Annotated in this window: 26 protein-coding genes and 1 tRNA gene; 8 read left to right on the top strand and 19 right to left on the bottom strand. The window is 41.2% G+C overall.

The window, feature by feature from the left end; all coding sequences use genetic code 11:
- Positions 1-13 precede the first annotated feature (13 nt).
- From MTO98_RS14815 to MTO98_RS14800, 4 genes are all read right to left on the bottom strand, one after another.
- The gene (locus tag MTO98_RS14815; RefSeq protein ID WP_243487394.1) at positions 14-1,750 is read right to left on the bottom strand and encodes a phospho-sugar mutase; all 1,737 of its coding nucleotides are present in this window, start codon (positions 1,748-1,750) and stop codon (positions 14-16) included.
- 410 nt (positions 1,751-2,160) lie between these two features.
- Positions 2,161-3,552: a serine hydrolase domain-containing protein gene (locus tag MTO98_RS14810; RefSeq protein WP_243487393.1), complete on the bottom strand. Its 1,392-nt coding sequence runs from the start codon at positions 3,550-3,552 to the stop codon at positions 2,161-2,163.
- 69 nt (positions 3,553-3,621) lie between these two features.
- Positions 3,622-3,768 carry a hypothetical protein gene (locus tag MTO98_RS14805; RefSeq protein WP_243487392.1) on the bottom strand — a complete coding sequence of 49 codons (147 nt, stop codon included), beginning with the start codon at positions 3,766-3,768 and terminating at the stop codon, positions 3,622-3,624.
- Positions 3,769-3,773: 5 nt separating this feature from the next.
- Complete coding sequence (locus MTO98_RS14800; protein ID WP_243487389.1) at positions 3,774-3,992, bottom strand: hypothetical protein; 219 nt, start codon at positions 3,990-3,992, stop codon at positions 3,774-3,776.
- Positions 3,993-4,137: 145 nt separating this feature from the next.
- Between MTO98_RS14800 and MTO98_RS14795 the strand changes: the two genes are divergently transcribed.
- Positions 4,138-5,418 (top strand): hypothetical protein, encoded by a 1,281-nt coding sequence (locus tag MTO98_RS14795; RefSeq protein WP_243487388.1) that lies wholly within the window; start codon positions 4,138-4,140, stop codon positions 5,416-5,418.
- On the opposite strand, the gene MTO98_RS14790 is transcribed toward MTO98_RS14795, so the two are convergent.
- The 3 genes from MTO98_RS14790 to MTO98_RS14780 form a co-directional block, all read right to left on the bottom strand.
- On the bottom strand, positions 5,400-5,723 hold the full coding sequence (locus tag MTO98_RS14790) for an HTH domain-containing protein (protein ID WP_243487387.1): 324 nt from the start codon (positions 5,721-5,723) through the stop codon (positions 5,400-5,402). The two genes, MTO98_RS14795 and MTO98_RS14790, sit on opposite strands and share 19 nt — an antisense overlap.
- 91 nt (positions 5,724-5,814) lie before the next feature.
- On the bottom strand, positions 5,815-6,393 hold the full coding sequence (locus MTO98_RS14785) for a dihydrofolate reductase family protein (RefSeq protein ID WP_243487384.1): 579 nt from the start codon (positions 6,391-6,393) through the stop codon (positions 5,815-5,817).
- Positions 6,394-6,669: 276 nt separating this feature from the next.
- A complete protein-coding gene (locus MTO98_RS14780) occupies positions 6,670-7,092 on the bottom strand; it encodes a DoxX family protein (RefSeq protein ID WP_243487383.1) in 423 nt (140 codons plus the stop codon).
- A 160-nt stretch (positions 7,093-7,252) separates the two neighbouring features.
- On the opposite strand from MTO98_RS14780, the gene MTO98_RS14775 reads away from it, so the two are divergent.
- Together MTO98_RS14775 and MTO98_RS14770 are read left to right on the top strand one after the other, a co-directional pair.
- On the top strand, positions 7,253-8,233 hold the full coding sequence (locus MTO98_RS14775; protein WP_243487381.1) for a GlxA family transcriptional regulator: 981 nt from the start codon (positions 7,253-7,255) through the stop codon (positions 8,231-8,233).
- A gap of 245 nt (positions 8,234-8,478) precedes the next feature.
- A complete protein-coding gene (locus MTO98_RS14770) occupies positions 8,479-9,873 on the top strand; it encodes an arginine decarboxylase (RefSeq protein WP_091206294.1) in 1,395 nt (464 codons plus the stop codon).
- Positions 9,874-10,392: 519 nt separating this feature from the next.
- Here MTO98_RS14770 and MTO98_RS14765 read toward each other — a convergent pair.
- From MTO98_RS14765 to kdsA, 6 genes are all read right to left on the bottom strand, one after another.
- Positions 10,393-10,474, bottom strand: a tRNA-Leu gene (locus MTO98_RS14765).
- A gap of 93 nt (positions 10,475-10,567) precedes the next feature.
- Positions 10,568-11,356 (bottom strand): ABC transporter substrate-binding protein, encoded by a 789-nt coding sequence (locus MTO98_RS14760; protein WP_243487380.1) that lies wholly within the window; start codon positions 11,354-11,356, stop codon positions 10,568-10,570.
- A gap of 1 nt (position 11,357) precedes the next feature.
- The gene (locus MTO98_RS14755; RefSeq protein WP_243487379.1) at positions 11,358-12,761 is read right to left on the bottom strand and encodes an undecaprenyl-phosphate glucose phosphotransferase; all 1,404 of its coding nucleotides are present in this window, start codon (positions 12,759-12,761) and stop codon (positions 11,358-11,360) included.
- A gap of 208 nt (positions 12,762-12,969) precedes the next feature.
- Complete coding sequence (locus MTO98_RS14750) at positions 12,970-14,301, bottom strand: nucleotide sugar dehydrogenase (RefSeq protein WP_243487377.1); 1,332 nt, start codon at positions 14,299-14,301, stop codon at positions 12,970-12,972.
- Positions 14,302-14,409: 108 nt separating this feature from the next.
- Positions 14,410-15,345, bottom strand: a complete 936-nt coding sequence (locus MTO98_RS14745; RefSeq protein WP_243487373.1) for an SIS domain-containing protein — start codon at positions 15,343-15,345, stop codon at positions 14,410-14,412.
- 22 nt (positions 15,346-15,367) lie between these two features.
- Entirely contained in the window at positions 15,368-16,144 is a 777-nt protein-coding gene (gene kdsA / locus MTO98_RS14740) for a 3-deoxy-8-phosphooctulonate synthase (RefSeq protein ID WP_243487371.1), read from the bottom strand.
- A 180-nt stretch (positions 16,145-16,324) separates the two neighbouring features.
- On the opposite strand from kdsA, the gene MTO98_RS14735 reads away from it, so the two are divergent.
- The 5 genes from MTO98_RS14735 to MTO98_RS14715 all read left to right on the top strand — a co-directional run bounded on the left by MTO98_RS14735 (position 16,325) and on the right by MTO98_RS14715 (position 19,808).
- Positions 16,325-16,654, top strand: a complete 330-nt coding sequence (locus MTO98_RS14735) for a helix-turn-helix transcriptional regulator (protein WP_243487370.1) — start codon at positions 16,325-16,327, stop codon at positions 16,652-16,654.
- Positions 16,655-16,660: 6 nt separating this feature from the next.
- Complete coding sequence (locus MTO98_RS14730; RefSeq protein WP_243487368.1) at positions 16,661-17,080, top strand: VOC family protein; 420 nt, start codon at positions 16,661-16,663, stop codon at positions 17,078-17,080.
- A gap of 121 nt (positions 17,081-17,201) precedes the next feature.
- Positions 17,202-17,690: a VOC family protein gene (locus MTO98_RS14725; RefSeq protein WP_243487366.1), complete on the top strand. Its 489-nt coding sequence runs from the start codon at positions 17,202-17,204 to the stop codon at positions 17,688-17,690.
- A 24-nt stretch (positions 17,691-17,714) separates the two neighbouring features.
- On the top strand, positions 17,715-18,215 hold the full coding sequence (locus tag MTO98_RS14720) for an SRPBCC family protein (protein ID WP_243487364.1): 501 nt from the start codon (positions 17,715-17,717) through the stop codon (positions 18,213-18,215).
- Between the two features lie 189 nt (positions 18,216-18,404).
- On the top strand, positions 18,405-19,808 hold the full coding sequence (locus MTO98_RS14715; RefSeq protein WP_243487363.1) for an MFS transporter: 1,404 nt from the start codon (positions 18,405-18,407) through the stop codon (positions 19,806-19,808).
- A gap of 64 nt (positions 19,809-19,872) precedes the next feature.
- On the opposite strand, the gene MTO98_RS14710 is transcribed toward MTO98_RS14715, so the two are convergent.
- The 6 genes from MTO98_RS14710 to MTO98_RS14685 form a co-directional block, all read right to left on the bottom strand.
- The gene (locus tag MTO98_RS14710; RefSeq protein WP_243487362.1) at positions 19,873-20,865 is read right to left on the bottom strand and encodes a helix-turn-helix transcriptional regulator; all 993 of its coding nucleotides are present in this window, start codon (positions 20,863-20,865) and stop codon (positions 19,873-19,875) included.
- Between the two features lie 58 nt (positions 20,866-20,923).
- Complete coding sequence (locus tag MTO98_RS14705; RefSeq protein WP_243487361.1) at positions 20,924-21,493, bottom strand: biliverdin-producing heme oxygenase; 570 nt, start codon at positions 21,491-21,493, stop codon at positions 20,924-20,926.
- Positions 21,494-21,530: 37 nt separating this feature from the next.
- A complete protein-coding gene (locus MTO98_RS14700) occupies positions 21,531-22,787 on the bottom strand; it encodes a S41 family peptidase (RefSeq protein WP_243487360.1) in 1,257 nt (418 codons plus the stop codon).
- Between the two features lie 65 nt (positions 22,788-22,852).
- On the bottom strand, positions 22,853-23,866 hold the full coding sequence (locus MTO98_RS14695; protein WP_243487359.1) for a hypothetical protein: 1,014 nt from the start codon (positions 23,864-23,866) through the stop codon (positions 22,853-22,855).
- Between the two features lie 100 nt (positions 23,867-23,966).
- Positions 23,967-24,593 carry a hypothetical protein gene (locus MTO98_RS14690; protein WP_243487358.1) on the bottom strand — a complete coding sequence of 209 codons (627 nt, stop codon included), beginning with the start codon at positions 24,591-24,593 and terminating at the stop codon, positions 23,967-23,969.
- 246 nt (positions 24,594-24,839) lie between these two features.
- Positions 24,840-25,808: a hypothetical protein gene (locus MTO98_RS14685; protein WP_243487357.1), complete on the bottom strand. Its 969-nt coding sequence runs from the start codon at positions 25,806-25,808 to the stop codon at positions 24,840-24,842.
- Positions 25,809-25,815 lie beyond the last annotated feature (7 nt).

Raw genomic sequence — 25,815 nt, 5'->3', positions numbered from 1 at the left:
TTTATTTCAGCAATTAAACGCCAAGATCCTGCATAATTGAGGCAATCTTAGCATCAAGTTGCTTATCTGTTTCGTTATAAGCTTCTTTAGTTTCAAGTTTGCCATTTACGCTGCAATAGAACTTGATTTTAGGCTCTGTACCTGAAGGACGGGCCGAAATGATACTTCCATCTTCGGTGATAAATTGCAATACATCAGAAGTTGGCAGTTCAATTGGCTTGGTTGTATTGCTTACCAGGTCAGTTTCAATACGTTTTTCGTAATCTTTAAGTGTAGTTACTTTTGAGCCGCCTAATGTAGCAGGAGGATTGGTGCGGAATTTCTCCATCATTTCCTTGATCTCTTCGGCACCGGTTTTACCTTTTTTGGTTAAAGAAATAAGCTTTTCTTTATAAAAACCATATTGAACATAAGTATCAATTAAAGCTTCAAACAAGCTGCTGCCTTTGTCTTTGTAATAAGCGGTCATTTCGGCAATAAATGCACTTGAAACAACAGCATCCTTGTCCCTTACCAGTTCGCCTATTAAATAACCGTAGCTTTCTTCACCGCCGCCAATAAAGGTTTGTTTGCCCTCAAAATGGGTCATCAGTTCACCGATGTATTTAAAGCCGGTTAAGGTGTTATAATAAGTAACATTTTTGGCTTCGGCTATGCGTTCGATAAGGTTCGTTGTAACGATGGTTTTAACAATGTATTCTTTACCGGTAAGCTTGCCTTTTTCTTCCCAAGCGCTTAGCAAATAATTGATCAGCATGGCGCCTGTTTGGTTGCCATTTAAAAGCACAAACTCACCATCGGTGTTTTTAACAGCAATGCCCACACGGTCGGCATCCGGATCTGTAGCTAATACCAGGTCGGCATCAGTTTCCTGTGCTTTTTTAAGCGCAAGTGTTAATGCTTCTTTCTCTTCGGGGTTTGGATAAATTACTGTCGGGAAATTACCATCGGGTGTAATTTGCTCCTCAACCAGGATCACATTTTCAAAGCCAAACCTTTTCAAGGCCTGAGGGGTTAATGTAATACCGGTACCGTGAATAGGTGAATAAACTATTTTAAGATCTTTTTGGCGCGCTATAGCATCAGGCGAAACAGAAAGTTCGGTGATCTTGCTCAGATAAAGCTCATCAATTTCCTCTCCTATTTCTTCAATGTTAGCATCAACGCGGTTAAACTTGATGTCATCAACACTGCTAATGGCAGCAACTTCGTCCATCACAGCCTTATCGTGAGGTGCAACAAACTGCCCGCCGTCGGCACCGTAAGCTTTGTAACCATTATACTCTTTAGGATTGTGCGATGCTGTAAGCATTACACCGCTTTTACAGCCTAAATGGCGTACTGCAAACGATAGCTCAGGAGTTGGGCGTAAAGCCTTAAAAAAATAAACATAAATATCATTAGCAGAGAAAACCTCGGCAGTAATGGTTGAAAAGAAATCGGCATTATTACGGCTATCATGAGCGATAGCTACTTTAATCTTCTCGCCAGGATATGTTTTTTTGAGGTAGTTGGCTAAGCCCTGAGTGGCTGCGCCTATGGTGTATTTATTGATACGGTTTGAACCAGGCCCCATGGTACCGCGAAGACCTCCTGTACCAAATTCCAGATCACGGTAAAATGAATCTGTAAGTTCGGTATATGCCTTATCATCAATTAACTTTTGAATTTCCTGCTTTACATCAGCATCATAATTTCCTTGAAGCCATGAGTTTGCTTTTTGAAGAATGGTGGGGTCTAATTCCTGCATAAGTGGTTGTATGTTTTCTATTTATCTGGTTCGGTTTTGTTTCAAATATGGCAATAAATAGCCAAACCGGAACGCCTTAAAGTTAAATCATCTTTTTAAATATGCCAGCCCAAAAATTGAATAAGTTTTAAACTAAAATGTACAACAGGGGCAATATCTGGCAAATGTTATCTGAACAAGATGCTACAATAAAAGTTTTATAAATTTTAAGCTCTAAACAAACTTGACTTCAAGCGTTCAACCTGGTTTATCGTTGCCATTGCTACTTGAATTAAAATAAGGATTGTACTTAATAGATTTTAGCCGCCTTCACAAAACAAACCGGCTTTAACAGACGGATATATACGAGTTGACGAATGTTTGCGAAATTCAGCTTTCCATAAACACCTTATATTTTATTCCGGGCTCCCCTATCTATCCAATTCAGTTATGAATTTCTTAGCATTATCATTTGCAGGATCAAGCTGTAATGATTTTTTATAGTTCATTAAAGCCAATGGCTTATTACCTTGGTTGTAATAGGCCTCGCCCAGGCTGTCAAACACATTACCCGATTTTGGGAACAATTTGGTATTGTATTCAAAAACTGTCACAGCATCAGCCAATCGTTTTTTATTCATGAGATAATAGCCCGTTTCGTTTAAGGTATTTTCGTCATCAAAACTGAACTCGCTCCCACGTTTGCTTTTCAGATCATTGTAAAAACTAATGATCTGGTCGCCGCTCATTAAATCAAGTTTGCTGCTGAACTCATCCAAAAATGACCTTTTGACCTGCATATAGGGCTTATTTGCTAAAATCGCCTCAATTGACTTTTCAATGGAGTACAGGTTGCCTTGCTTATTATTGGTCATCAGTATAATTGTAACGCCGCTGGGCGCATTACTTACCAACAAAGCCTGGTAATTTAAAGAAGTACCATCATGGATATGGCTGATCATCTTTCCGTTATCCATACTGCCACCGCCAAGGCCTGATTGCCTTCCGGGGCTTATACCATTAATGATCTCGCGTGTGGCAACCGGGCTTATTAACTTAAACCTGTCTATCGCGTTAGCCCATGCATAAAAATCATCGAGCGTTACGGCAGTCCAGCCGGATATGGGGTATACCAAACCATCCGCTTTTCCAGTATTATCATATGATCTTGCCACATGTGCATCCTGCTCAACAGGGTCAACAATAGCGGTATTCATACCCGCAGGCTTCAGTTCGTAATCCTCAACAAATTGTTTAAAGCTAATACCGGTTATTTTTTCTATAATGCGCCGCTGCAGAAAAACGTTGTTATTATTATAAGCATATTTTTTACCGGGTTCAAAATCAAGCGAATCAACCTTCATTAAATCAGCCATGTTATCGGCATCGCTTTTAACAGTTTTCCATTTCACATCGGGCAAGCCACTGGTGTACTGCAGCAGGTTAATAATCCTGATCTTATCGGCCCAGGCAGGTAGTTGAGGCAGGTATTTGGATAACTTGTCGTCAAGGCTCAATTTGCCCTGCTCCTGTAACATCATGATGCCAACGGCATTAAATTCTTTAGCTATCGAACCAATATGGAAGCGATATTGATCCGTAAGCTTAATTGTTTTGCCAGCATCGGCATAGCCTATGGCAGCTTTATAAATTATCTTTCCGTGATCTACAACCAGCACATTGCCGTTAAACAAGCCTAATTTGTTGGCCCTTTGTACCAGGGTATCAATATTAGCCGCTTTGGTTCGCTGGGCAAGGGTTTCCCCTGCGACTAAAACAGTAAGCGCTACTACCAAAAAAACATGTTTAAAATTCAATTTCATAAGGTGCGGATTGATGGTAAAGAGACTACAATAAACGCATTTATGTTACACATGATATTGATATTAATTTTACCCCTCCCGCTCATAAAAGGCCGCAAGTATAAAGGCGCATGATGCAAGGCCGGTATCTTTCAGGGCATTGGTTATTTTCCCGGCATCAAAATGACTGTTGATCAGTAGCGGGATATGGATGGTTAAAATAAATACCCATATCATGCATCCTAATAAACCCCCCCCCATTGGGCGTACAGATTAACGTAAATACTTACAGCGGCAGCTAAAAGCCCAACGGCCGTTAGGTATACCCAAAACAGGTGAAAGGGGATCCAGCCGGGCACGAGTGTTGCCACAAAATCAGCGTACATAAAATGCTGAATCCCGAATACAAACATTACTGTAGCATAAATGTAGGTGCTGATCCTGCTTATTATTTGTTTCATTGTTGGTTAGGTTATGGTATATTAGGTTTATTAATTGCTGATAAAATTAGCCTGCCAGCAAGTCTATAGCAATTCACAGCCTGTACAAGTTGGTACAAGCCCGTACAAATAATATCTGAACTGATTTACCGGCTATTTTTGACCAATGGATATGCCCGCACAGGAACTGCTTATTACCGAACTGATAAAACAATACGAGACTTTCACAGGCTGGGGCGACAGCAGCAACTGGAAGAACCAGGATTTTATAAATCTGAGCGAAAAGATAAGGGAGAAAACCGGTGCCTCCATAAGCCACGTTACGCTGAAACGCATCTGGGGTAAGGTTAAATATGATAGCCTGCCCAATACCTACACCATGGATACGCTGGTGCAGTTTTTGGACTATGAAAACTTCCGGGTATTCAGCATGCAATTTGTTCCCGTAGGCAAGCCCGGAGAGCAAGATCTGCCTAAAGCAAAGCCAGTAAAGAAAAGTTTCAGGTCGATGCCTTATGCTTTGGGCATTTTAACGCTGGTAGGTATTTTATTAGTTGTGATCATCGCTTCACGTACCGAGCATCCGAAACCACCTATCATACTCAAAGATTATACTTTCAGCAGTAAAAAAGTGATCACTTCGGGATTGCCCAACTCAGTTGTGTTTGACTTTGATGCCAGTAAGTCCCCTTATGATTCTGTTGCTATCCAGCAATCATGGGACGGGCACCTACGGGTTAACGTTTCCAAAAATGACCGCCAGCATACGTCCATTTATTACTTCCCTGATTTTTATTATGCCAAGCTCATTGTAGGGGGTAAAATTGTAAAACAGCACGAACTGCTGGTTGAATCAAACGGATGGCTACCGATAGTTGAAAAGCAGCCCGTACCTGTCTATTATGAAAAAAAGGACGCCATGGCAGATGGAAAACTATCACTCTCGCCCGAAAAGATCAAAGAGCGGAATATTGCCATGCAACCTACCCCACCGTATGTGGTTTATACCAACGTTACAGATTTTGGGGAGATTTACAGCAATGATTTCACTTTTGAAACTTCTGTCAAAAACAATTATAATGAAGGCGCGGCCGCCTGTCGCCTGAGCACTATTTATATTTTGTGTAAAGGTACAGCTATTTGGATCCCGCTTAGCGCTAAAGGCTGTGTATCTGATATCGACATGTATTTTGCAGGTTACGAGGTATCCGGCAAAAAAAATGATCTTTCTGCCTTCGGGGTTGATTTTGAAAAAGATGTGCCGCTTAAAATAGTGTCACACGGCGGCAAGGCACAAATATTTATTGACAACAAGCTTGTTTACACGGTGATTAAAGGCATCAGTCGTGCTAAAATAATCGGGATTGTATTTCGCTTCCAGGGTACAGGATCGGTAGATTACGTGAGGCTTACGAACGGGAAAGTAAACTACGACGATGAATTTTGAGGATCATTATTTACTTCGCGTGAGATAACGGATAACAACTCATTTTTTATGGCCGGAGGGATAACCATCATCGGTTGAGAAACGATCTCGTTATTATTATCCGGCGAGGGGCAGCTGGCAACTAAAATAAAACAGCCTTTTTCGGCTTCAAATGTTACTGTAATTTTAAGTTGCTTTAAGGCTTCAAGGTCCTGGTAGGCTGTGCGGGTACTGACATGGAAATGCGCTTTCAACAGCTCAATGGACACCACATCCCTGGTTTGCAGTAACACCAATACCCTGAGCAACCTGTCGGCTCTGTTCATAATAGATCACATATTTTCAAACAAAGGTGTAACACACTATTGACAACAGTGTGTCAGCAGTAAAAACGTGATCTGTAAAGCCCGCCTGTATTTATGAATTAGTTGTTTGATAAACCATCAAAACCACACCTGATGAAAAAACTCTCTGTCGCACTAATTTTAATGACATGTTATTCTTTAACTTATTAAATAGCGGTTTACCATGACCTAAAATCACCGGGTGTACCCAAAATTGATACTCATCAACTAAATTCACTGACATCAGCTTTTTCACTAAGCTGACACTTCCATAAGTAAGGATATCACGGCCATGCTGCTTTTTTAATCGGGCTATTCCTTTCTGTAAGTTGCCTTTAAGGAGCAAAGAATTGTTCCACCAAACAGTATTCATGGTTGACGAAAGAACCACTTTTTGGTAATTGTTCATCATATCTGCATAAGCAATATCGGTACGTGGAAAGTTCATGCATTTAGCCTGGAAGGGCCAATAGTCGGCCATGGCCTGGTAGGTATTCCTGCCCAATAAAATAGTATCTGCCCGGCTAAGCAGTTCTGCTGTTGTTTCGGCTATTTCATCAGTCCAGTACGGTGCGTGCCAGTCAAGGCTTTCATCATCTGCTGCTACAAAGCCATCCAGCGTAACATTTAAGGATACTACCAGTTTGCGCATGGTCATATTGGTTTAACTCGAAAAAATAGCTTAAAATCAATAGTTGACAGGAGGCACCTACGGAGCCTTAAGGTTTTTCTATTTCACTTCCTATAAACATGATACTGCTACGGAGTTTAGTAAAACCTGTAGAACAACTCCGTAGGAGTATCATGTTTATAGCCACAAAACGGATTAATATTCAGGCTCCGTAGGTGCCTCCTCTCAGCTATTTTAAAAGCGATTTCTATGTATTGAGCTCATAAAACCCGGGATTAAATATTTAAGCTTATATGATTAAGCCAGTTCGGTTTTCCCGGCAAGTTTGGTATTGGTTAAGCCCAGGTCTTTTACCTGCTCATACTTTTTCCATAAGTAGTAAGTAAAAAACATAACAAATAACATTACTACCGGCGGGACAAGCATAGCCTCACCTGCCCCAATGGCAAACCATGATAAAAACGCGCCGATAAAGCTGATGGTAAAGCCCGAATATGCCCACTCTTTGATAACCCGGTATTTTGTTTGTGCTATGGCCAGCACACCGGCTATTTTTGCCGCCCCCATTATAACCAGCAGGTACATGGGGTAACCAAGTTTAGCTAAAGAATCTTTACCTGCCTGCTGCATGGTGATACCTCCATAAGCATCCCCAAGCATTGCCAATAAAAAAAGAGTGGTAAATATCCAGTACAGGGCTTTAATTGTTTTTGGTTTCATGATGATATTGTTTTGTGTGTGATTATTGATTTGTTAACGATACAAAGTTATCCCTGAAGCTAAAATCGTGTAGCGTGCAAATTGGACATATTTAGGGGTTGATTGCGACTTTGGTATTCGCTACCTTTATCTACAGATAACCAGTTACACCATCGATAAAATGAAACATGTTGCTATCCTGATACCCAATGAAGCGGTTTTAGCCAGTATTGTTGATGCCCGCACCATTTTTACCGGTGCCAACGATTTTTTACAATCTATGGGCAGGCAGCCTGTGTTTGATGTGCATATGGTTGGCCTTGCCAGGGAAGTTAAAGTACATGGCGGCATGTTTTCCGTTCATCCCGATGTGTTATTAACCGAATTACAGAAAAGTGATATGGTTATCATCCCGGCCATAAGTGGCGATCTGGAAAACGCGGTAAAGGTAAACCAGGATTTTGTGCCCTGGATAATAGACCAATATCATAAGGGTGCTGAAATAGTAAGCCTTTGTATAGGATCGTTCATACTGGCATCCACCGGATTGTTAAATGGTAAGGAATGTTCAAGTCATTGGATCACTGCCGACAAATTCAGAAGCATGTTCCCTGAAGTTACGCTGGTTGACGGGCGTATTGTCACCGAACAACAGGGGCTTTATTCAAGCGGTGGCGCTACATCCTACTGGAGCCTGTTGTTGCTTTTGATTGAAAAATATGCAGGCAGGGATGTTGCCATCATGGCTGCCAAGATCTATGCCCTGGAGATAGACCGGAAAAGTCAATCACCTTTTGCCATGTTCACCGGGCAAAAAAAGCATGAAGACGACCCGATAAAGCAAGCCCAGGAATACATAGAAAATAATGTTACCGAGAAGATCTCGGTTGAAGACCTTTCATCAAAGTATGCCATTGGCAGGAGGCATTTTGAACGCCGGTTTAAAAAAGCTACCAACAACACCCCGGTTGAGTACATCCAGCGTGTAAAAATTGAAGCCGCTAAAAAGCAATTGGAAAGTACCCCAAAAAACATTAACGAGGTGATGTATGATGTTGGATATACCGATGCTAAAGCATTCCGCACTGTTTTCAAAAAAATCACCGGGATATCCCCCATTGATTACCGTAATAAGTATAATAAAGAAGCGGCGGTAGCATAGTTATGCCTGCCTTGATTCCGCACAGTTTTATACCGCCATTATAGTGCGTATCAGCGCGTCAATTTCCGGTGAATAAAAATGTCGAAATACCAGTCATTTTTCGATTGAAACAAGCTGATTTACAGCACGTAAGATAACACCTTATTTTCGCTACAAAAACATTACATTCTGTCAATAAAAATTATCCTAACAAATAGCCGGATATTCCGTTTAAAAATTACATTTTTGCCCCAAAATTTTTAAGGATGCAGAGTTACCAGGAATTTCTTGACTTAAGTGTAGGTTTTCCACAAGATGGTTTTGAGATCATCGACGATGAACTATATTTTCAAGACCTAAATTTGATGGAGATGATTGAAACGTACGGCACCCCCCTACGCTTTACTTATCTACCTTTGATATCCAAAAAGATCCAGCAGGCTAAACTGCTGTTTCAACAGGCTATCATCAAAAATAATTATCGCGGCAGTTATAAATACTGCTATTGTACCAAGAGCTCGCATTTCAGGCACATCGTTGAAGAGGCCCTGAAAAACGAGATCCACCTGGAAACATCTTCGGCATTTGACATGCCAATGATTGACGCCCTGGAGAAAAAAGGCACTGTAACAAAGGATATAACTGTAATATGTAACGGTTTTAAAACCTTCCAGTACAAAACCTATATTATCGATATGCTGCATGATGGTTTCAAAAACATCATCCCGGTATTGGATAATAAAGAGGAATTTAACCTTTACGATGATGAAATTGAAATGGATACCCCATGTAACCTGGGGATTCGGATAGCGGCTGAAGAGCAGCCTGATTCTCAGTTTTATACTTCACGTTTAGGTGTGCGTATGGAAGATGTTATTGATTTTTATCATAACAAAATTGAGGATAACCCTAACTTTCAGGTTAAGTTATTACATTTCTTCATCAACTCGGGTATTTCTGATACACCATACTACTGGAACGAGCTGGAGAAATATGTAACTCTTTACTGTAAGTTCAAGAAGGTTAATCCGCACCTGGATACGCTTGATATTGGCGGCGGTATGCCATTTAAAGACTCGCTGGTTTTCGATTTTGATTATGAGTACATGATCAACGAAATTGTAAGCCGGATCAAGGAGATCTGTGCCGAGCATGATACCATGGAGCCGGATATCATTACAGAGTTTGGTAAGTACACTGTAGCCGAAGCTTCAGGTATCCTATACAAGGTATTAGGCCGGAAGCAACAGAACGATCGTGAACGCTGGTTGATGCTTGATGGCTCGTTCATCACCAACCTGCCCGATGTTTGGGCTTTGAACCAAAAATATATCCTATTACCGGTTAATAACTGGGATTCGGAATACGAACGTGTGAACCTTGGCGGTATCACCTGCGACGGCCAGGATTATTATAACCAGGAAGCGCACATGAACAGTGTATTTATGCCTAAAACCCGTAAGGTGCAATATTTAGGCTTTTTTAATACCGGTGCTTACCAGGAGGTTCTAAGTGGTTATGGTGGCATCCACCACTGTTTATTGCCTTCACCTAAGCATGTGATCATTCGCCGTAACAGGGACGAAACTTTCAACTTTGAAGTATTTGGCGAGGAGCAAAATAGTAAACAGGTATTAAAGATCCTGGGCTATACAACTTAATTATAAGTGCTACACCAAAACTTAATTTACTTATTTACAGCAATGAGCCCGGTTAAATGCCGGGCTCATTCTTTTTAGAATATATTTGATCCTTTTTCCTTTATAATACCTAACTTGATACTTAAAGTATCAAGTTAATCAATGTTGCAATAACTGAAACTAATCGTAAACTAACTATTCCTTACGACCTATCGGTTAAATAATTTTACAATACTTAAAACCGAGTTGATAGATTTAAATTGCCTTTGTTGTACATAAATAGAAAGCAAACACTTTCTGATTGATCCCTGCCCCCTTAAACACCGAATCTTTTAATGCTAAAATAAAGCTTTCGGGGCAACAGTTAGGGGCTTAAGAGACGCTGCTTTCTTCCCTTTCAGAATCGCTAAAATCTTTGCCTGAATTCATTACCCCACAACTTTTCCGGCTGATCCAATATTTGCGTTAAACACATTATTAAAAACTGCACAAAAAACAAAACCCTCTTTAAATCACTTTAAAGAGGGTTTCCCATTACTGTGCGGAAGAAGGGACTCGAACCCCCACGCCGTGAAGCGCCAGATCCTAAGTCTGGTGCGGCTACCAATTACGCCACTTCCGCGTTTCTGTTTTAACAGGCTGCAAAGATAGCGTTTAATATTATACTTAAAAACATAATTTTCATTTTTTTGCTATCGTGCTCATTTAGTTGGAATTAATTTTTCATTACCTCTTTCATTAGTTGTTCAAAGTACTCTGGTGCGTACAAAAGCCGGCTTCCATACCATGAAAACATTTCACCGTTAACCAAAACTATTTTAGCTTTTGGTAAAAGCATCCCAAACTCTTCAATATGTTTTTGAGCAAATGGGTATGGTTCTGATGATAGAAAGACAATGTCTGGATTAATAAGATTTAAGGCAGCTACGTCAATTTCCGGGTAACGTTCTGTCTCAACTATGTTATTCAGACCACATATTTGCAGCATGTGATCAATAAATGTTTTCCTGCCGGCAAGCATATAAGGCTTACGCCATATAAAATAGGCTACATTTAATGTTGCCAAAGGGAGGCTGATATCGTCAAAGCGGCTATTTATAACCGCGCACAGCGCTTTAGCCTGCTGAATACGATCCGTGACATCTCCAATGCCGATAATCATTTGTAAAGCCGAATTAAGGTCAAAAATATCGCTAATCCAAACGGGGCAAAAACTCATTAGTTCTTCTACCTGCTGGCGGTCGTTTTCTTCCTTATTAGCAATAATTAAGTCAGGCTTAAGCCATCGAATTTTATCAATATCAAGCTGCTTCGTCCCCCCTACTTTTGTTACAGAGGTAAACTTTTCTGCCGGATATATACAAAATTTGGTAATGCCGATCACCTCGGCGTTTAAGCCGAGATAAAACAGCAATTCTGTTTGCGAAGGGACAATTGATATGATCCGTTTAGGAACTCCGGAAAGGGTTACACTGCGATTTAGCTGATCCCGGAACACCGGCATGTTAAAATGCGTTCTTCTCGCCTTTAAACACGTTCCAAACGGTCAGGAAGATAATCTTCATATCTAATAAGAACGACCAATTCTCAAGGTACCAAACATCAGCTTCAACACGCTCGAGCATAGCCTGTGTTGTTTGGGTTTCGCCTCTTAATCCTGATACCTGTGCCCAGCCTGTGATACCAGGTTTAAGGAAGTGCCTTACCATAAACGTATCAATAAGCTGCGAATACTGCTGTGTATGGCTTATCATATGCGGCCTTGGCCCTACAATAGACATATTGCCCAATATCACATTGAAAAATTGCGGCAATTCATCTATACTTGTTTTGCGAATAAAAGCCCCTGATTTTGTTATACGCGAATCGCCTCGTGTAGCCTGCTTTTTATCTGAATCATGATTAACCCTCATGCTACGGAATTTGTAGCATTTAAAAGGTTTATTATCCCTGCCTGAGCGCTCCTGTACAAAGAAAATAGGGCCCCGTGATTCAAGTTTTATGATAATAGCTAAAATTGGAAAAAGCCAGCTAAAAACAAACAGGATAACAAATACCGAAAAACAAATATCAAACAAGCGTTTGATAGAGCGGTTGAGCATGTTTTCTAAAGGCTCGGGCCTTACGGAAATTATGGGGATATGACCAAAGCTTTGTATAAAAGTTGGCTTTTTGGCATAATCGTAATACTCGGGTACAAATTTAAACCGGATCAGGTTTTTATCAGCGTCAAGCATCAATTGCTCTATTTTCACGGCTTCGGAGTTCGGAAGCGTACAAAATATCTCATCAACCTTATTGTTAAGCACATAGCTTATACAATCATTAGTACCTCCTAAATAAAGACCTTTATCCAAAACAGTATCAATCCCGTCATCAAAGAAACCAACAAGGTTATAACCACGCTCGGGATTTTGCTTAAAAAAACTGTACAGGTCGGCCCCAATACGGCCGCCGCCTATGATGATAACGGCACGGGTATCAATAAGTGAGGCCCGGTCGCTTTTACGTATAGTAAGGAATATCAATTTCCATAAACCGAGCAGGAAACCGAACAAAGCCAGCGAATAAAAAAGATACTCGCGTGTTATGAAATATGCATTTGTCCCGATTAATATGATTATCGTAAAACAGATAAAACTTACAAACAGCAGGTAAGTTTTAATTACACCCCGATATGTTTTAATTGAATCCTTATTAAGCACATGTTCATATAAACCGGTAATATTTGCAGATAGGAGCCAAATAAGATTAAAGACTAACACAATCGGCAGATATTTCCTATTGTTTATCCAAAAAACGTATGACCGGTCTTCGATGAAGTAAGAAATCACCATGCTCATATTAAGTATAATATAATCGATGGTAAGGTTCACTGCTTTAATAAAAGTAGCGTATCTGTGAATCATGTATATGTGCTTATGTAGTATGCTATCCTGTTAAATTACTATAATTATTTATAAATAACAATGTCATAATTAAATCGAGACACCGTTACAAATGTATTATTTCCGCAGTCACAAAATTAGAAATTAAGAAATTTATTCAAAATGAATTCTGTGTTAACAGTGAGAAAATTATGAATTTTATGTGAAAAAATAACTGTAAAAGCAACATTTACAACCGTCCATTTACAACCTCCTTGTTTACAACACCTTTGATATCGTAAATAACTGATGATGGCGTATGTTTTAAACTTGTATAGTCGATATTGTAGAACTCCCGATGGGCCACGGCCATAACAATGGCGTCATAAGCGCCGGTTAGCTCATGATAATTCTTAAATGTGACTATTCCGTATTCCTTTTTTACCTCGTCCGGATCGGCCCAGGGATCATATATTTCACAAACGGCATCAAATCCATCAAAACCTTTTATAATATCGATAACCCTTGTATTTCGAACATCGGGACAATTTTCTTTGAAAGTAAACCCGAGCACAAGTATCTTTGAGTTTTTAACCGCGATATCGTTCTTTATCATCAACTTGATAACCTCAAGGGCAACGTAGCTACCCATGCCATCGTTAAGCCTTCGTCCCGCCAGGATAATTTCCGGATGATACCCCATTTGCTGTGCCTTTGCAGCAAGATAGTAAGGGTCAACACCTGTACAATGCCCTCCAACAAGGCCCGGCTTAAAATTCAGAAAATTCCACTTGGTGCCAGCCGCCGCTAATACTGCGTGCGTATCAATATCCATAATGTTGAATATTTTAGCCAACTCATTTACAAAAGCGATGTTGATATCGCGTTGTGAATTTTCTATTACCTTACATGCTTCAGCAACTTTAATGGCAGGGGCCTTATGCGTTCCCGCTTTTACAATTGATTGATAAAGGTCATCAATAAAATCGGCCGCTTCAGGCGTCGAGCCTGAAGTAACTTTTAAAATATTAGTCAACGTGTGGACTTTGTCTCCTGGATTGATCCGTTCCGGCGAGTATCCAGCAAAAAAATCACTGTTATACTGCAAACCTGATTCCTTTTGCAAAACAGGCACGCAAACCTCTTCTGTTACACCAGGGTAAACTGTAGATTCGTAAATAACCACATCCCCCCTTTTCAATACACTTGCTATTGATTTACTTGCATTGATAAGTAAGCTAAGATCTGGCCGGTTATGCTGATCTGTTGGTGTAGGAACAGAAACAATATATACGTTGCACGAAGCAATCTCCTTTATCTGTGAGGTAAAAATAAGCCCCTTGCTTTCATCGTTTAAATTTAAAACTGCCGACAGTTCATCTGTGCTGGTTTCAAGAGTACGGTCAAAAGCATTGCTTAGTTCATTAACCCGGCTTTGCTTAATGTCAAAACCTTTTACAGGATATTTTTTTGCAAATTCGACGGCAAGGGGTAGCCCAACGTAACCAAGACCTATTATTGCAATATGGATATTTGCAGGAGCCTGAAATTTATTGGTGATCGGATTTGATTGATCAGACATTTAATTAGTACGGTAGAAGATTATAGATACCGGTAAAGTTAACTAAATATTACTAAAATGAGCTATCGCAAAGGCAAAGAGTATACAACCACCGCTACCCTTAGCTATTTATGCCGTATATATCTGATAAACACCCGTTATTGATCTTTCTTCGGCCGAGCCAACCAGTAACGTAGTTATTTTCTTTTCGAGCATCAGCTGCTCTGCATACCCCACAAACTCATTTTCATCAATAACAACGGGGTTAAGGGTCATAATTTCAGCTATTGTTAAGGTTGAAGTATCCGGATGCTTAAGTAAAGCCCGGCGAAGATCACCATCTGTTACAACCCCGCTTATCCGGGATGCATCACCTACCATAACCATACCTAACCTGCCTTCAGACATGCGCAATAACAGATCCATAAATGAAGCATCTTCATTGATAAAAGGCAGCTTATCAGTACGCATCAGATCTTTAACTTTTACAAGCAACTTACGCCCAAGACTGCCTCCCGGATGGAAACGGGCAAAATCATGCTGCTGAAAATTGCGCGATTCCATTAGCGCTATGGCAAGGGCATCGCCCATAACCAATGCAGCAGTAGTTGATGATGTAGGTGCCAGTTCAAGCGGGCATGCCTCCCGTTCAACTTTTATATTAAGATGATAACTACAGTTTTTGGCAACCGTTGATGCCGGATTACCAGTTATGGCGATCATGACATTTTTATTCCATTTTAAATATGGGATAAGCTTTAGCACCTCATCAGTTTCACCCGAGTAGGAAATCAGCAAAACGATATCATTGCTACTTACCATACCCAAATCGCCGTGAAAAGCTTCGCCCGGGTGCAAAAAGAAACTTGGAGTACCTGTGCTTGACAGCGTAGCCGCTATCTTTTTGCCGATAAGGCCAGATTTGCCAATGCCTATAACTACCAGCTTCCCTGTTGATTGAAGAATTACATCAACAGTAGCAGCAAAAGCATCGTCAATTAAACCGGCCACATGCTGCAGCGATTCAATTTCAATATCAAAAACCCTTTTTGCAATATCTTTCATAGATCCGGACACACTACAAAAATTATCCGATCAATGGAGCCAGGGTTTTCTCCAGCTCGTGCAGCCTAATCATATTCGGGCCATCGCTTAATGCATTATCAGGGTCTGGATGGGTTTCCATGAAATATCCATCTGCTCCAAAGGCCTTAGCTGCCAGTGCCATCATAGGTACAAAGGTGCGGTCTCCTCCGGTTTTGCCGCCTGCTCCGCCCGGGCGTTGCACCGAGTGTGTACAATCCATACAAACCGGATGGCCGAATGCTTTCATATCATAAATATTCCTGAAATCGACAGCCAGGTTATTATAACCATACATATTACCACGCTCGGTTAATATCACCTGGTTGTTACCGACTTCAATAACTTTTTGAGCAGGATAAAACATATCATGCCCTGAAAGGAACTGCGCTTTTTTTACGTTAACTATCTTACCGGTTTCGGCAGCTGCAACCAACAGATCGGTTTGGCGGCATAAAAACGCGGGAATCTGTAATATATCAGCAACCTCAGCTACAATAGCTGCCTGGAAGGGCTCATGAATATCCGTAGTAACCGGCAAGCCAAAACGCTGCTTAACATTCAGCAACATTTCCATGCCTTTTTCTAAACCCGGGCCGCGGTACGAATGGATTGAAGTACGGTTAGCTTTATCAAATGACGATTTAAAGATCACAGGTACGTTATACTTCTGCCCCATTTCGGCAACCTTTTCTGCAACGGTGTATAATAACTCCTGGTTTTCCATTACACACGGACCAAGAATAAAGAACGGCTTTTGGCTTATTTGTTCAAACAACATACTGTAAGGATATATTATGAGGCACAAAGATGATGATTTTTTTTAGAATGTATACAGACCGGGACGTCTGGGTTTCTTAACTTTTAATCCATCGTAAAAAAAACTTTAGTAAAATTTGCGTAAGTGATTGCTTACATATAATTTTGTAAGCAATCACTTACGTATAAATTTTTAACCCAGATGAGACGAGACGTTTTTCAGGCCATCGCCGATCCAACCCGCAGGGATATTATCAATCTCATAGCGTTTAAGCCAATGAACCTGAATGCCATAGCAGATAATTTTGATGTAAGTCGCCCAGCCATATCCCAGCATATAAAAATCCTCACCGAGTGCGGCCTTATAACTATTAAGAAACACGGCAGGGAACGATATTGTGAGCCCCGGCTGAAACAACTTGACGAAGTAGCCAAATGGGTAGAACGCTACCGCAAAGTTTGGGAAGAAAAATTTGATGCCCTTGACACCCTCCTTGAAGAACTAAAAAGCAATAATAAACCTTTAAAATAATCAATTATGACAAAGCAATTCTGGATCAATCTGCCTGTAAAAGATGTAAATGTATCGAAGGAGTTTTTCAGCAAACTCGGCTTTAGGTTTAATTCGCAATTTGGGAATGGACCAAACTCTGCAGCTATGCAGGTTGGAGAAAAAGATGTTACGGTTATGCTTTTTGATGAAGCCACCTTTAAAGGCTTTGTCGAAAACTGCGGTCTTGCTGATACTGCTATTGGCGTTGAAGTACTGCTATCCATCGACGCGGAAAGTAAGGAGGAAGTTGACCAATGGGCACAAAAAGCCGTTGCAGCAGGCGGCAAAAGCAATCATAAGCCCCGCGAAATGGACGGCTGGATGTACGGTTGCCTGTTTACAGACCCTGATGGCCACAGCTGGAATGTACTGCACATGGATATGAGCAAAATGCCAGGAAGATAAAAACCAATTTGTCGTTAATGCCCCCTTAACTCGTCGTTTTTACACTCCATGAGCCCCCGTCGATGCAGGTAACTTTGAGATATCAAAAGCAACAAATTTTAATCAATTAAAACAAAAACCAATGGCAACATTTAAAGCAACCCAGAAATTAACCCCTTTTTTATGGTTTAATGGCAACCTTGAAGAAGCATTAAAGTTTTATACTTCGGTATTCAAAAACTCAGAAAGTGAAGTTAGTTCTCTTACAGATCCGGGTAATGGTCGTAAAATGACAGTTGGAACCTTCCGGATAGAGGACCAGCAGTTTTTGGCTTTAGATGGCGGGCCGATGTTCAAGTTCTCGCCTGCTACTTCCTTTTACATCAATTGCAAAGATCAGGAAGAAATTGATTACCTGTGGGAGGCTTTACCTGCCGGCGGCGGAAAAACCAGCCAATGCGGCTGGCTTGATGATAAATTTGGCGTTACCTGGCAAATTGTTCCGGAAGTGATGAGCGAATTACTTTACAACAACGAAAACCCTGAAAAAGCCAAAAGAGTTATGGCTGCCATGATGCAGATGACCAAAATGGATATCAAGCTTTTGCAGGAGGCTTATGATAATGATTAACCAATCACCTAAATAAAAAACACCATGATCACCACAAAAAATCAAACCGGCATTAAAGCCGAACCAGGCAAACAGGAGCTTTTTATAACCCGCGAATTTGAAGCACCGCGCGAACTTGTTTTTAAAGCTTTTACAGATCCTGATCTTATTGTAAGATGGCTTGGCCCCCGCGAACTTAAAATGAGTATAGATAGATATGACTGCCGTAGCGGAGGCTCTTATCGATACATCCACTCAGATAAGGCCGGTAACGACTATTGTTTTCATGGTGTAATACACAACATAAGTGAACCCGAACGTATTATACAAACATTTGAATTTGAGGGCATGCCTGAAAGTGGCCACGTTACGCTTGAAACAACTCTGTTTGAGGCATTGCCTGATAACAGAACAAGAGTAACCGTTCAGTCAGTTTTTCAATCCGTAGCTGACCGTGACGGCATGTTAAAGTCAGGCATGGAGCGCGGTGTTAACGATTCGCACCAGCGCCTGGACGAGCTTTTTGAAGCAGGGGATATAAAATAGCTGTTGCCAATAACAACCACACGTATACTAACCAGGTCTGTTTAAACCAAGCGATCTGGTTAGTATGCTTTTTTACCCTGGCAAACTCTTGCTATAAGTCACACCGGGGTCAATAAACAGGTTACCCCAGCAAACCGTTGAATAGTACCATTCCCGGTGCAAATTGATCCTTACCTTTGGCTGCTTCATATGAGTCAAAAAACAAGTACAAATCCGCCGGGCTTTGGTTGGGCCGTATTAACTACCAGCCTCGCCTTCGTAGTAGCCCAGCTTGATGTTTCCATCGTTAATATAGCCTTACCCGAAATAGCCAAAGCCTATCATGCCGGTATCAGCACCCTTCAATGGGTGATAGATTCTTATACCCTTGCTTTTGCAGTGCTTATGCTATCAGCAGGTAGTCTTAGCGATTTGTTAGGGTCAAAAAGGATTTTTCAGATGGGCTTGATCATCTTCGGCATTGCATCAGCAGGCTGCGGATTGGCGCCAGATGCCCTTACACTCATCATTTTCAGGATAACTCAGGGCATTGGTGCAGCCATGATGATTCCAAGCTCGCTGGCATTGCTTAATCACCAATTCGCTCATACGCCGAAGCTCCGCACACGCGCTGTAGGTTTATGGACAGCAGCAGGTAGCGCCGCCCTCGCTGCCGGCCCTACCATTGGCGGTTTACTGATAGCATTTAGCAGCTGGCGTTATATTTTTATAGTTAACATCCCAATTTGTGTTATTGGCTATATTTTGAGTTTCAAAATGGAGCAAACTGCAAAAACAAGTAAGAAAAGCTTCGACCTCGCAGGTCAATTCATCTGGATGTTATCGGTAACCATACTGATCAGCGTCATTATTGAGGTGCCAAGGCTCGGGTTTAGCAACGTGATGATTTGGGGCGGATTGCTATTGAGCTTGCTGTTATTTGGTGTTTTCTTATGGATAGAGACTAAAGTAGCTCATCCGATGCTGCCCTTTCATTTGTTTAAGTCGGGGCAATTCAATTCACTTTTGGTATTGGGTGCCGTTTTAAATGGTTCCTACTATGGCACTGTTTTCATACTGAGTTTGTACCTGCAAAAGGTGCTTAATTATCCTTCGCTTACTGCCGGGTTTGCCTTTCTTCCGCTAACAATAGGATTTGTAATTTCCAATGTAATTAGCAGTCGCGTAATTAATCGTTACGGTATTCATAAGCCTATTGTTGCAGGCCTTATCATGTTCGCAGCCGGGTTTGCCGGGTTATTTATAGCTCATGAGCATACACCCTACCTTGAACTTTTTCTGCCTTTTCTGATCATTCCTATGGGAATGGGCCTTGCTGTACCTGCTATGATCAATGGTATTTTATCCAGTGTGGATAAAACATTATCAGGAACAGCTTCGGCAATATTAAATACAGCAAGGCAAACAGCCGGAGCCATAGGTGTTGCCGTTTTCGGTGCTATGGCCGCGGGAGGCAACCTGGCTATTTTGGGTGCGGTTTCTAAAAGTGCGGTGATATCTATTGCCTTAACCGTTTTTGCGCTATTTTTAGTAGCACGAGGCCTGAAAAATAAAAAGCGAGAGGTACCGGGCATAACCCCCGCTGATAAATAATTATGTTCATTTAAGTTACGCCGAATGGTATATAAAGTCTTACTAATCTATTGTCCCAAAACAATTACACTGTTAACTTTATCTCGCTTGGTAAAATCCCGTAATATTTTTTGAAAGCACTGGTTAAGTGGGCCTGGTGCTTAAATCCAATAGCGTGGGCCACCTCCCCTATACTTTTATGATCATTAATGATCATTTTTTTTGCTGTCTCCATTCTGAGTCTTGTAATATATCCATACACGGTGGTACCGTAATAGGCTTTAAAACCCTGCTTAAGTTTAAATTCATTTAAACTTATTATCCTCGAAAGTTTTTTAATTGTTGGAGGGTTAACATATACTTTATCAAGCAATTCTTTAGCCTGGTACAGCTTTTCCAGGTCTTCCGTTTTTATTTGCGGCCCATCATCATCGGCATTGTTATTTTGCATCTGTTCAAGCTGCAGCATAAGCAGCTCAAGTACTTTCGATTCGGTATAAAACTTTTTTATCTCCCCTGTTTTTTTGCATTCGCAGATGTCATTGATCACCCGTTTCATTTCGGGAGTTACAGCTAAATCCTGCGCCGCAAGCGATGTGTATTTACCTTCCATAATGGCCGCAACAAACGAGGAGTGGATCAAGGCATGCCTGTCGATAAGATGGAAATAATACTCTTTGGAAAGTACCATAAGGAAATAGCGGTATTCCATCCCCGGTATAACTTCGTATTTGCCTTTTGATGAAGGTATATAACGGATGTTATGGCGATTATTTCCATAAATGCCTTTCCGAGGGATCTTTACCGGCATATTTCCCCCTTCATAAAATATAAATTGCGAAGTGATGGTCTCTCCCTCAACTTCCGAAAGGATACGAATGGGGTCATTGAACTGCATATTGGAATGAAGCAAAAACAATCCGCCTGAACTTAACTGATAATAGAAAAGCTTCTTTACCGACTCCCTTTTGATGGAAATATGCTTTTCAGAGAGCTGCGAGCCGGGCGAATATGCGTCCGGCAATTCCTCAATAAATAACCATTCATCAAAACCTTCAATCTTTGATCTTATCCTCATTACAATTTCACTAAAAAAGAGTTATTATTTTTATCCTCCAATATGCAGCAACGGCTTATTATCCGTTAACAGGTTGTTCTGCTTCCGCAAATACAGCGGCGAAATGATTAAATGTGTCGTTTGCAGTTTGTACGGCAATAGCCTCTTCGCCGTCGTTTTTGGCGCTGGCATTTAATACAGCTATAAAAGCGCCCCACATCTGGCCGGTAGTAGGCCCGTAACCCGAAAAGAAGGATACCCCCTCAGTAATACCACCTTTGGCCAGCATTTGTACAATGATACTACCACCCATTATAGAGCCTTCCATTACGTACAAAGCACCAAGCGCCTGGATTGAGTTCGTGATTGCAGGAACGGTTGTTTCCGGCAGATTATCGACATTTCCGCCCAACGCCTCTATATCACTTTTAAGGAAGGATGAATTTCTGCGTTGTGCATAATCAGGTAAAAGATCGGCTGTGATAAACGGCGCAATTGCTTTTTCCAGGTGATTGAAGTAAGCATAGAAATGCCTCAACAGATCGGCATAATCCTGGTTACTGCGGATGGCTTTCAATTTCTGAACTACTTTTTTCTCTAATTGCTGGTGGGCTTCTTTAGTAGCCTCTTTAATGGTTGTACTTAGCATGTGTTAGTTTTTATGGGAGAATTTCCCCCTTTGTATATTAATTATCCTTTAGTTTCAATCTGTTTTCGACCATCCCGACAGGAACTCTTATAGTTCCGGCGTTTGATTTAAATATGGAAGCAGTTTGTACCTTTTTGTCATTTGCCTTTTGTTGCACGGTGCTTAATGATGCACCATTGATGAGCCCGAGTACAGCGCTCAAACAGGCCTCGTCAGGGTCTCCCAATACAGGATCATCCCCCTGCACTACCTGAACATCTGCCGGGATCCCCTGAAAATAATCAGACCAGCCCTGGGCGTTACGGATCAGGAAGCTTGACAGATAAACGCTGTAAACATCTATCTTCACCGGAAAAAAACCTACGGGCTTACCATAAGTGGTGCCGCCCACAAGCTTCACGTTAAAATAGGGTTTCATACTGCTGATGAGCAACTCGGCAGCTGAAGCCGTAGCCGAGGCGGTGATGAAATAGATATCCTTTACTGTTTCCAATCCACCTTTTTTACTGAATTTGTGTGTATTCCCGGCTTCGGTATAATCCACATCAGCCAGGTTAGCGGTGCGGCCTTTGTAAATTACCGTTTTGCCGTTTGCATCATAATAAGTTTGATTTTTAAGGATGCTTGCGTTTGACGCCTGTAATAAAGCATTGTACTGTTCTGAAAACATCACCTTTCCGCTTAGGGCTGGTGGGGCAATTAAATTGGCCACATACTCCGAGGTTTCAACAAAGCCACCGCCGTTGTACCTCAGGTCAACCACCAATTGCTGTGGACCAGCCGCAGTCAGTTTCGAAAACGCGACATCAAGTGCATCTTTGCATGTACTAAGCTCAGGGAAAGAACCAAGAGCTACGTATCCTATATTTTTGCCAATCACCGTATCTTTTAACACTGCACCCAATGTAGGTGCGCCAACGGCGGCCAGTTCACCATTCGCATTTAAATCCGTAAGGAACGAATACTTTGGAGAACCCGGGTTTACAGGCTCTTCGTACTTAAGGCCCGTTTGTGGGTTAACTTTTAATTGCGAAACATCAAAAAGCTCGGAATTAAACGCGTTTAAGGCTAACGGATCCGAAGCATATTTCCGCGGATCAAATGCGGTATATGATGGTAATGCATCACTCCACAAGTAAATTTGTTTGGCATACAAGTAAATAGAATCAAGGGTAAACTGGGTACGTGTACCTGTTGTAGGCGAAACCGGAACCTCTGAGGTAATAGCATTCTTCCTGCAAGCCGACAAGCCAGCAGCAAATGCTATAATTCCCAAGGTTCTTAATAACCGCATTTGTATGATTCTTAATTTAATTAGCAGTGCCAATAAGTGTACTCCAGTTACTGATCGTTAATTAGTTATTTGGTGATGGTAGTAAGCGGCTCTGTAGTGCCATCCCAATAGTATGGATAACCGATTTCTCCGCTGCTGGCTATTTCATAGTTAGGCATCATTAAAATTATACTACCAGGAACCACATCTGCCGGTAGTTTATATTTAAGCAGCGTTTGTCCATCCTGACCACTCAGCGGGATGTCATAATAAACATCATCGTACCCCTCGGCCGAGCCATTTACAGGGCGGACCATCAATTGCAGATTGCCAAATACTCCGGCATAGTATTTTTTCCCCAGTTCTGAAATGACATAGCTTATGCTGATCTCATCTCCGATTTTCAATGTTTTACCGGCCTGATTAAAGGATGCACTGAGCAGAAATGAAGAAAAATCAGGCGGGCCTATATGAAACGGACCTTTAACAACTGTATTGGATCCGTTTATCAGTTTTAACTTATAGTCTCCGGTATCAATACTCAGATCGTTAGGAAGTCTGATGGTAATGGCGAGAGAATTAAAACTTAACGCATTTTTTAAACTCAGTGAAATCTGCTTACCGGCAGTGTTCACCAAAAACAATTTAGTTTGTGACGTATCCGGTATAAAATATTGCCCTTTGAGGAATAAATATCCTGCCTGGTTTATGGAGCTTTCATTTATACTAAAAACAGGTGCTGGCTGATTGATCATCGGCACCAGGAAATAAGTTTTTTTACTGCCATCCTGCGCAATAACCGTATAGGAAATCCCCTTTTTAAAAGCAACGCTTGTGCCCGATGCGGGAGTGATGCTGGCACCGGAGGAAACCGAGATCTGCGGCGCGACATTAGCGGGAACAGTTTGAAAAGGAGGCCAGTAAACCCTTATGCTGTCGCCCACAATGGAGGCCTTGAGTTTGTTCCCGGCCGAATCTGCAATGGTAAATTCTTCTACATTATTATACGCAGTTTTTACATACTCTTTTTTGCAGGAACCAAGCAGCATGAAAACTAAAACAATGAAGGATAAATAAAGTATTTGTTTGATTTTAATCATCTTTTTAACGGGTAATTATGATAATCATTAAAGAGAGGTACCGAACCCGGATCAGAAGGCCCCGCCCTCCCTTTAATGTTATTTAAAACAGGACTTTAACTTAATTGATCAAAGTACCTCTGCGGAACCAGTAACGGCCCCTGTTCAGGGTAGCTGAACCCTGACCATCAGCAGCATAGCACTGGAAAGCATAAGTGGTAGTCCCGTTGTTAAGGAACAATACTACATTATGAGTGTAGTTTACTGCGTGTGTAGTGATGTTGTAATTCAACCATCCGTTTGCGCCAACCGGGTTGTTTAGGGAATCGGTAGCAGTATTTAGCCCCAGGGTGGTTGAAACAGTGGTTGCAGATGTATAATCACTGTTGTTAACTGTACTAAGTGTTTTAGTAGTATTTAAATATTTAAGTGTATAGCCTGATTTTGCAGCAATAGCCAGGTTATTTGTTGAAGTAAAAGTCAAATGATAAGTAATAGCGCCAATTGAGTCCTGAGCGCCGGTAGCAATATTCAGATATTTTGTACCGTATGTACCGGGTGCCGGTGTTGGGCTTCCGTAATTACCGGTTAATAATGTAGTGGTAATACCGGTAACAGTCGCACTTTGGTTTGCAGCAGCTAAAGGTTTTACGGTGTCGCTATTGTTTTTTTGGCAAGATGAAAATATTACTGAAGCAGTGATAACAGCAACAGCTGTTTTTGATAAGTTTTTGATTATTGAAATCATGGTATTTGTTTTTTTAAATTAAATTTTATTTAATACGCATGTTGAACGCTGTAAGGCCTTCATTATCGTCCAGGATAATGTATGCAGGACTTATAAAGCGCATTGATCTTAACCGGCAGGTGGTTTGCGAGAATTTACCTGCTGGTTTTTGTGTTTTCAGGGCTTTGATATTTACATAGGCGTCGGTTTTAATTGTTAAACATAGGGTTGAATATTGTCCGCTTCGATAGCGAAGCACTTAATGTTTTAACCGCCGGTTTTGGCTTTAACTACCAACGGCACATTGGTTACTACCGGTTGCCAGTTGCCAAACTGGAAACTAAACGGCGTATAGCCCCAGCTGCCAACAGGCAAACCTTCCGGAATTTTTATGACAATTTTTGTGCGGGTACTGGTTTGTATCGGAAACTCATAAGCCTGGCCTCTTATAGTAGCCTTCACCGATTTCAAATCGATAAATACATTATTTTGATTAAGGAAGCTGATCGAATCGCCGGCGGCCACAGTTTGCGTATTGAATGTTGTTGCTATAGCAGGGACATTATAATAAACACGAAGCGGTTCATCCATTTTTACCGAATGGCCAAGGTAATCTACCTGAACATTGTAGCGGCCGCTGTCAATATCTAATGGTACTTTAATAGCCAGGATATAAGTATCGCCGTAATTATCGCCATTGGCAACAATCTGGGCAGTGCTCAAATCAGCCAACACTGTTTTATTAGTAGCAGGATTTGTCAAGGTTACATTTAATGTAGCTGTGCTTGTGCTCAAAAAATTTCCGCTGATAAGGGTAAGCTGACCATTAGGGATCGCCCGTGGATCACTTTCAAACCAGTTTAAAGTCAGGTTGGCAGTATTTTGCTGTATAATGTTCAGCTTATAGGTACGTGTTGTGCCATCTCCACCTTTTACCGTGTAGGTTTGGCCTGTATTGTCAATGCTCACCGGTTCGGCAGAAGTTGTGAGTGTGGCATTGGCATCTAAAGTGATCTTAGGCTGGATAACCGTTAATCCATAATAGTAAGGGATATAAACAGTTATGGTATTTTCTATATTATCAACTGCGCCGTAAATCACCGTATCCTGAACATTCACCACTTTATACTCCAGGATCTTGTTCTGGGGCAGCGGATCGGGATAGATCGTTTTTTTACAGGCAGCTAATACCGTAATAAGGCCAGCAAGCAATAAGTAAAAGTATTTTGTTTTCATATGATAG

It is taken from the genome of Mucilaginibacter sp. SMC90 (assembly GCF_022811725.1).
Classification (GTDB): Bacteria; Bacteroidota; Bacteroidia; order Sphingobacteriales; family Sphingobacteriaceae; genus Mucilaginibacter.
The sequence above is the reverse complement of the archived record's forward strand: the minus strand, read 5'-3'. Positions and strand labels throughout refer to the sequence as shown.